At 62.2% G+C, this 7,036-nt stretch carries 6 protein-coding genes; all 6 read right to left on the reverse strand.

Annotation, left to right across the window (positions count from 1 at the left end; genetic code table 11):
* Positions 1–1,133: glycine C-acetyltransferase (locus AC0L2R_RS08065; RefSeq protein WP_473508627.1), on the reverse strand; the 1,133-nt coding region annotated here is incomplete at its 3' end.
* Between the two features lie 38 nt (positions 1,134–1,171).
* A complete protein-coding gene (locus AC0L2R_RS08070; protein ID WP_473508381.1) occupies positions 1,172–2,116 on the reverse strand; it encodes a homoserine kinase in 945 nt (314 codons plus the stop codon).
* A gap of 33 nt (positions 2,117–2,149) precedes the next feature.
* Positions 2,150–3,661, reverse strand: coding sequence for a threonine synthase (gene thrC / locus AC0L2R_RS08075; protein WP_473508382.1), 1,512 nt, complete (start codon positions 3,659–3,661; stop codon positions 2,150–2,152).
* Entirely contained in the window at positions 3,643–4,893 is a 1,251-nt protein-coding gene (locus tag AC0L2R_RS08080) for an NAD(P)/FAD-dependent oxidoreductase (RefSeq protein WP_473508628.1), read from the reverse strand. The genes thrC and AC0L2R_RS08080 overlap by 19 nt, the downstream gene beginning before the upstream one ends.
* A 115-nt stretch (positions 4,894–5,008) precedes the next feature.
* Positions 5,009–5,887: an ABC transporter permease gene (locus tag AC0L2R_RS08085; protein ID WP_287122243.1), complete on the reverse strand. Its 879-nt coding sequence runs from the start codon at positions 5,885–5,887 to the stop codon at positions 5,009–5,011.
* Between the two features lie 34 nt (positions 5,888–5,921).
* On the reverse strand, positions 5,922–6,872 hold the full coding sequence (locus AC0L2R_RS08090; RefSeq protein ID WP_473508383.1) for an ABC transporter permease: 951 nt from the start codon (positions 6,870–6,872) through the stop codon (positions 5,922–5,924).
* Positions 6,873–7,036 lie beyond the last annotated feature (164 nt).

Consider the following 7,036-nt stretch of genomic DNA (forward strand, 5'->3'; position numbering starts at 1 on the left):
TCGATGTCGGCGCTGGAATGGGCGGCCGACATCTGCGTCCTGATGCGGGCCTGGCCCTTGGGCACGACGGGGAAGGAGAAGCCGATAACATAGATGCCGCGCTGCAGCATGCGCGCCGCCATCTCCTGCGCCAGCGTCGCATCGCCGAGCATGACCGGAACGATCGGATGATCGGCGCCGGCCAGCGTAAAGCCGAGCTTACCCATTTCAGACCGGAACTGCGCCGCATTGGCATAGAGGCGCTGGCGCAGCGCATCGCCATTTTGGATCAGTTCGAAAACCCGGATCGAGGCGCCGGCGATCGCCGGCATCAGCGTGTTGGAAAACAGATAGGGACGCGAGCGTTGGCGCAGCCAGTCGACCACCTGGCTCTTGCCCGATGTGTAGCCGCCCGAGGCGCCGCCCAATGCCTTGCCGAGCGTGCCGGTGATGATGTCCACCCTGCCCTCGACGCCGCAATGCTCGGCCGAGCCGCGCCCGTTCTTGCCGACGAAGCCGACTGCATGGCTGTCGTCGACCATCACCATTGCATCGTACTTGTCGGCGAGATCGCAGACGCCCTTCAGATTGGCGATGATGCCGTCCATGGAAAAAACGCCGTCGGTGGCGATCAGCTTGAAGCGGCTGCCTTCGGCCTTCTTCAATTCCTCCTCGAGCGCCGCCATGTCGTTGTTGGCATAGCGAAAGCGTTTTGCTTTGGAGAGCCTGACGCCGTCGATGATCGAGGCGTGGTTGAGCGCGTCGGAAATGACCGCGTCCTCCTCGGAAAGCAGCGTCTCGAACAGACCGCCATTGGCGTCGAAGCAGGAACCGTAGAGGATTGTGTCCTCCATACCGAGGAAGCTCGATATCTTTGCCTCGAGCTGCTTGTGCTCCTCCTGCGTGCCGCAGATGAAGCGAACCGAGGCCATGCCGTAGCCGTATCGGTCGAGCGCGGCCTTCGCCGCTTCGCGCAGCTCTTCGCTGTCGGCGAGGCCGAGATAGTTGTTGGCGCAGAAATTGAGCAGCTTGCGGCCGCCAACCTCGATTTCGGACGACTGGGGCGAGGTGATGACTCGCTCGCGCTTGTACAGGCCCTCCGTCTCGATCTGCGAAAGCAGCTCGCCAACGTGGTCTTTGAGAGTCGGTGCCATCGTGCTTCCATTTCCATTGGTGATCTTCGCGGTCTTGCTCATGCGACTTCTCCCCGGAGCACGCGCAACATGCGCTCGAAGTGGCTTGGATCGTGTGCTTTGAGGAGCGCAGCTTCCCGGGGCTGGTACAGATCCCAGAGACGCGATAACCAAAAACGAAATGCTCCGGCGCGCTGCATCGCAGGAAGCAATAGGCGTTCGGGTCCAGTGAGCGCGCGAACGGACTCATACGCGCCGAGAAAGGCGGCAGCTTGCTTAGTGTCTTGGCGGCCGGTGCCACTATCGACGCACCAGTCATTGAGGCACACGGCTATATCGAACAAAAAGGTGTCGCATCCGGCGAAGTAGAAATCGAAGACGCCGGTCAGGTGACCACCTTCAAACAACACGTTGTCGCGAAAGAGATCAGCGTGCACCGGCCCGCTTGGGAGTTCCTCGTAGGTGGAGGACACGGCGATCTGGTTCTGAAAGGCCAGTTCGCTCGTGAGCAGCGAGCGCTGTCCCTCAGATACGCAGCGGCCGACCACCGGCACCACCTCGTTCCACCATTCGAGGCCGCGCGGATTGGCCTGCCGCCGTGGGTAATCGCTCCCGGTCACGTGCATTCGCGCCAGGATCTCCCCGACAGCGCGACAATGCGACTCTGTCGACGCCGTCACGCTCTCGCCAGGAAGCCTGTTGACGATCACGGCAGGCCGGCCTTTCAGCGTGTGAAGGATTTCGCCTCCGACGTTGGCAACCGGATCCGGGACCGGCATTCGCCGCGCCGCAAGGTGCTTCATCAGGTGAAGGTAGAAGGGCAATTGCTCGAATGTGAGCCGCTCGAACAGGGTCAGCACATATTCGCCTGCCTCGGTATCCACAAAGTAGTTCGTGTTCTCAATTCCGCTCGTGCTGCCGCGAACGGAATTCGGCTGTCCCAGGCCCAGAGCCTGAAAGAAAGTTGCGACTTCGTCGGGTGACAGCTCGGTATATACGGCCATGGCGAAAAAGGTCCCGGTTGCGGAAGCAGCCTTTCAGCAGACCGCGGCCTGCAGGGTTTCGGCGATGTAGGTCTTCACGGTCTGTGCATCGGCGGGAAGCAGTTTGAACCGTCTCGGCAAATCCTCTATGCCATCGAACCGTTGCGGACGATCCGGCTCGCGGCCCAAAGCCTCCCTGATGGTCCCCGCAAATTTGACCGGCAGGGCCGTCTCGAGCACGATCATCGGCACATCCGAAACCGAATGCTCGCGCGCGACCTTCACGCCGTCTGCAGTGTGTGGATCGATCACCGCGTTGAAGCGGTGGCACGTGTCACGGATTGTTTCCAACCGGTCGGCGTGGGTGCTCTTCCCGCTGCGGAAACCAAAATGGTCCGCCGCCTTCCCGAAGGCCGGATCCCCGCTGAGATCGAACGACCCGCTTTCGCGCAGTTGATCGTCGAACAGCGATCTCGTCCGGCTGGCGTCGCGACCGAGCAAGTCGAACACGAAACGCTCGAGATTGGAGGCCTTGGAAATGTCCATGGATGGGCTCGAGGTTTCATAGGTATCTGCCCGGCCCCGCACGCGATACACCCCAGTGCGGAAAAACTCATCGAGCACGTCGTTCTCGTTGGTCGCAATGACGAGACGGGAAATGGGAAGTCCCATCATGCGCGCAACATGACCGGCGCAGACGTTGCCGAAATTGCCCGAGGGAACGGCAAAGTCGACCTCTGACGAATTCTCTTCAGTCACCTGAAAATAGGCAGAGAAGTAATACACCACCTGAGCGACCAGCCGGGCCCAGTTGATCGAATTGACGGCGCCGATCCGGTGGCGCCTCTTGAAGTCAGCATCGCCGGACACGGCTTTCACGATGTCCTGGCAATCGTCGAACACCCCTTCGATGGCAATGTTGTGAATGTTGTTGTCCTGCAGGCTGAACATCTGGGCTTGCTGGAAGGCGCTCATGCGTCCGTGGGGCGACATCATGAAGACGCGGATGCCCTTCTTGCCGCGCATGGCATATTCCGCCGCGCTGCCCGTGTCGCCACTGGTTGCCCCGAGGATATTCAGCTCCACACCCCGCCGCGCCAGTTCATACTCGAGCAAATTGCCGAGCAACTGCATCGCCATGTCCTTGAATGCCAGGGTGGGACCGTTCGACAGTTCCGCCACATGGAGACCGCTCTCAAGCGTTCGCACGGGCGCGATCCTGGCGGTCCCAAAAACCTCGGGCCTGTAGGTCTTTGCACAGATGGCCTTCAGGTCAGCGGGCGGAATATCGTCGATGTAGAGCGACAGGATTTCAAAGGCGAGCACCGGGTAGGACAAGCCCCGCCACCGATCCAGCGTGGCATCATCCAGCCGAGGGTAGACCTCGGGCACATAGAGGCCGCCATCCGGGGCAAGGCCTTCAAGCAGAACCTCGCAGAACTTCCTGCGTTCGGGATGGCCGCGCGTGGAGATGTAGTGCATGTGATGCTGTTCCTTGTCGCCGCTATCGTTCGGCAAGGGTCGAGTGACCGCCGACCGTTCGGCATTCAGCGGCTGGCGCGCCACCAGGCGATACGGTCCTGCAGGGCGTAGCCCTTGATAACGGCCGGGATGAACCACGGATTGCCGCGATAGAGCGGGATGGCGGCAGGCGGCCGAAAGTCGAACGCGGTGCGCGCCTGCTCGCCGTGCCCCATCAGCTTGTGAGCCGCACGTGTGCCGACCCATGGCGCCCAGACCACGCCCGAACCGCAGAAGCCGGTGGCATAGACCACGCCATCCTTCTCGAAGATCCTGGGCAGCATGTCACGGTGCATCGCCACATTGCCGAACCAGCTATGCGAAAGACGAACGTTCTCCAGTTCCGGGAAAATTTCGCCCAGCCCGTTGCGCAGACGGAGCGTCGGGGCTGCCGGATCGCCTGCACGCGAGCTGTCGCGCCCGCCGAGCAGGATGCGTCTGCCGTCCGGCGAAGGGCGGTAATAGAAGCCAAGCTCGCGGCCCTCGCCCATCATCATCCGCTTCGGCATCAGGCGCGCCATCACCTCAGGCGCGAGTTCCTCGGTGGCTATGATCCGGCTGCGAACCGGAACCAGCCGACGGCGCAGGAAGGGACTGGCGTCATCCGTGTAGCCATTTGTGCAGACCAGCACCTGGCGCGCCTGCACCGTTCCGGCCGAAGTGGCGACGCGGAACCCGGAGCCATCCCTTTCAATCGAGGTCACGGGCGTGTTCGAATGCACCGCCAGTCCCGAAGCGAGCGCCACCCGCAGGAGCTCCGCGTGGAACTTGGCCGGGTGCAGCCCGCCGATGTCCATCCTGACCATGCCGCCGCGATAGAAGTCGGTGCCGACGTAGTCGCGCTGCTTTGCATATGGAACAGCGTAGGATTCGATCCCCAGTTTCCTTGCCAACGCCTCGGCGCCGCGGGCCATCTTCTCGTACTGTTCATATCCGATGGCACCCTTGAACAGGCCAACCAGTTGAAAGTCGCAGTCGAGCTTTTCCGACTTGATGAAATCGTAAAGGAATTCGCGCGCGACCTTGCCCTCGGCCTCGATCGCCATGGCTTTTTCTTCGCCGAAGCGCCGGGTGATCGTGGCGTAGTCCAGCCGGATGCTCCCGCTGGTAATTCCGCCATTGCGCGACGAGGCCCCCTCGCCCGGATTCATCGCATCAAAAGCTGCAACCGAGCGCCCCTCGCGCACCAGCGCAAGCCCGGCCGAAACCCCGGCATAACCGGCGCCGACGATCGCCACATCGACTGTCCTCGCCAGGGGCTGCGGCGGCAGCGGCATGACGGGCGCCGCCTCCCACCAGTAAGGTGTGCTCTTGTTGGCGACTTTGGGCTCGTGCACGTGAGGGACTTCTCGTTGCGGTTTCAGGAGGCTGGGTCGGTCCATGCCGGCGAGGTCAGACACGGTCGTCCCGCACGTCGAGCGCATCGCGCAACCCGTCGCCGATGAAATTGAAGCTTGTCACAGCGATGGTGATGGCGGCGCCGGGAATAATCGCCAGCCAGGGCGCACTGTCCAGATACTGCTGGGCGCCCTCGAGCATGTTGCCCCAGCTGGGCAGCGGCGGCTGAATGCCATACCCCAGGAAGCTGATATAGGCTTCCAGAAGGATCGCGTGGGCAACCGTCAAAGTAGCGGCCACGATGATCGGGCCCATGGCGTTGGGCAGGATCTCGCGGAACATGATATGCGCGCCGCTAAGCCCCAGCATGCGCCCGGCCAGCACAAACTCGCGCTCGCGCAATGACCGCACCTCGGCCTCGACAATTCGAGCGACCTCCATCCAGCTGGTGACAGCGACGATCACGGTGACCATAGCCGGGCTCGGCTTCAGTGCCGCGGCCAAGGCAAGCAGCAGGAATATGGAGGGGAATGACAGGAAGCCATCGACCGTGCGCATCAGCGCTGCGCCGATCCAGCCGCCGCGGTAGCCCGCGATCACGCCGACGAGCGTTCCGATCAGCGTCGACAGCAGCATGGCAGAGAAAGCCACCAGCAGTGAGGTCCTCCCCGCCATCAGCAGTCGCGCCGCCACGTCACGCCCCAAAGGATCGGTCCCGAGATAGTGGTAGCCGGTCAACGGCGGTGAAAAGCGGGCGCGCAAATCGATGTAGAGGGAATCATAGGGCAGGAGATGCGGGCCGAAGACGCATGCCAGCGTCAGAAGGGTGATCATCGCCACCCCCAGCAACGCCAGATGATGGCCCGTGAAGCGACGCATGGTGCGGCTGCGCCACCAGCGGCTTGGTCCTGCATTTGCGACGAGAGCGGTCATTTCGGGTGCCTCCTGTTGGGTGTGAGTTACGCGCTCAACCCAGACGAATGCGCGGGTCGACGATCGCCACGGCAATATCTGCGATCAGGTTGCCCAGGATGACGAGAATGGCCGAGAACATCAGCAGTCCCATCACGACCGGGTAGTCGCTGTAGCCTAGGCTGTCGAGGAACAGTCGACCCATCCCCGGCCAGGTAAACACTGTCTCCGTCACCAGCGCGCCGGTCAGGATGCTGGGAAGCTGGACCCCGGCCAGTGTGATCATCGGCAAGAGCGCATTGCCGACGACGTGCTTCATGATGACTCGGCGCTCGCTCAGGCCTTTGGCGCGGGCGGTCTTGACGAAATCCTGGCTGATGGCGTCGAGCGTCGCCGTGCGCATGTAGCGGCTCCAGATCGCGACATGCACCAGCGACAGCACGATGCTAGGCAGGATCAGGTGATGCAGGTAATTCAGGATCGAACCGTCGCCGATCGTGTACATGTTGCCTGCAGGCAGCCAGCCCAACTGCAGGGAGAAGACGTAGATGCCGACGAGCCCGAACCAGAAGGTCGGGATCGACAGCGCGACCATGGCTCCGATCGTCGCCATATGGTCGAACAGCGAATAGCGGTGCGTGGCGCCACGAATGCCGATCCAGGTGCCGATGACGATCGCAATGGCGGTGGACGTCCCCATCAGCAGCAGCGTCGCAGGAACGTGCCGGCCAATCACTGCCAGCACAGGCGAGCCGTCGCGGAAGGAGTGGCCCCAGTCGCCCTGGAGAAGCCGCCAGGCCCAGTCGAAATATTGCACCAAAAGCGGACGGTTCAGCCCCAATTGCTCTTTCAGGCGCTCGAGATCGTCCTGCGTCATGCCGGGATCGAGCCCGAATTGCGCCAGCGGCCCCCCCGGCAGCAGGTTCAGCACGAGGAACCCGATGACCGAGACGATCAGGAGCAGGATGAGGCTCTGTGAGAGCCGGTTGAGCAGAAAGCCGCGCATTCATCTCTCCTCTTTCCAAGGCTGCGCCCCTCTTTCAAGACAGGGCCGATGACTGGCGGGGGGGGGGGGGGGGGGGGGGGGGGGGGGGTGAAAAAAAAAAAAAAAAAAAAAAAAAGAAAAAAGGAGGAAGGAGAGGGAGGGGGGGGTTGTTGAGTATAAAAAAA

The organism is Mesorhizobium sp. WSM4820 (assembly GCF_055811075.1).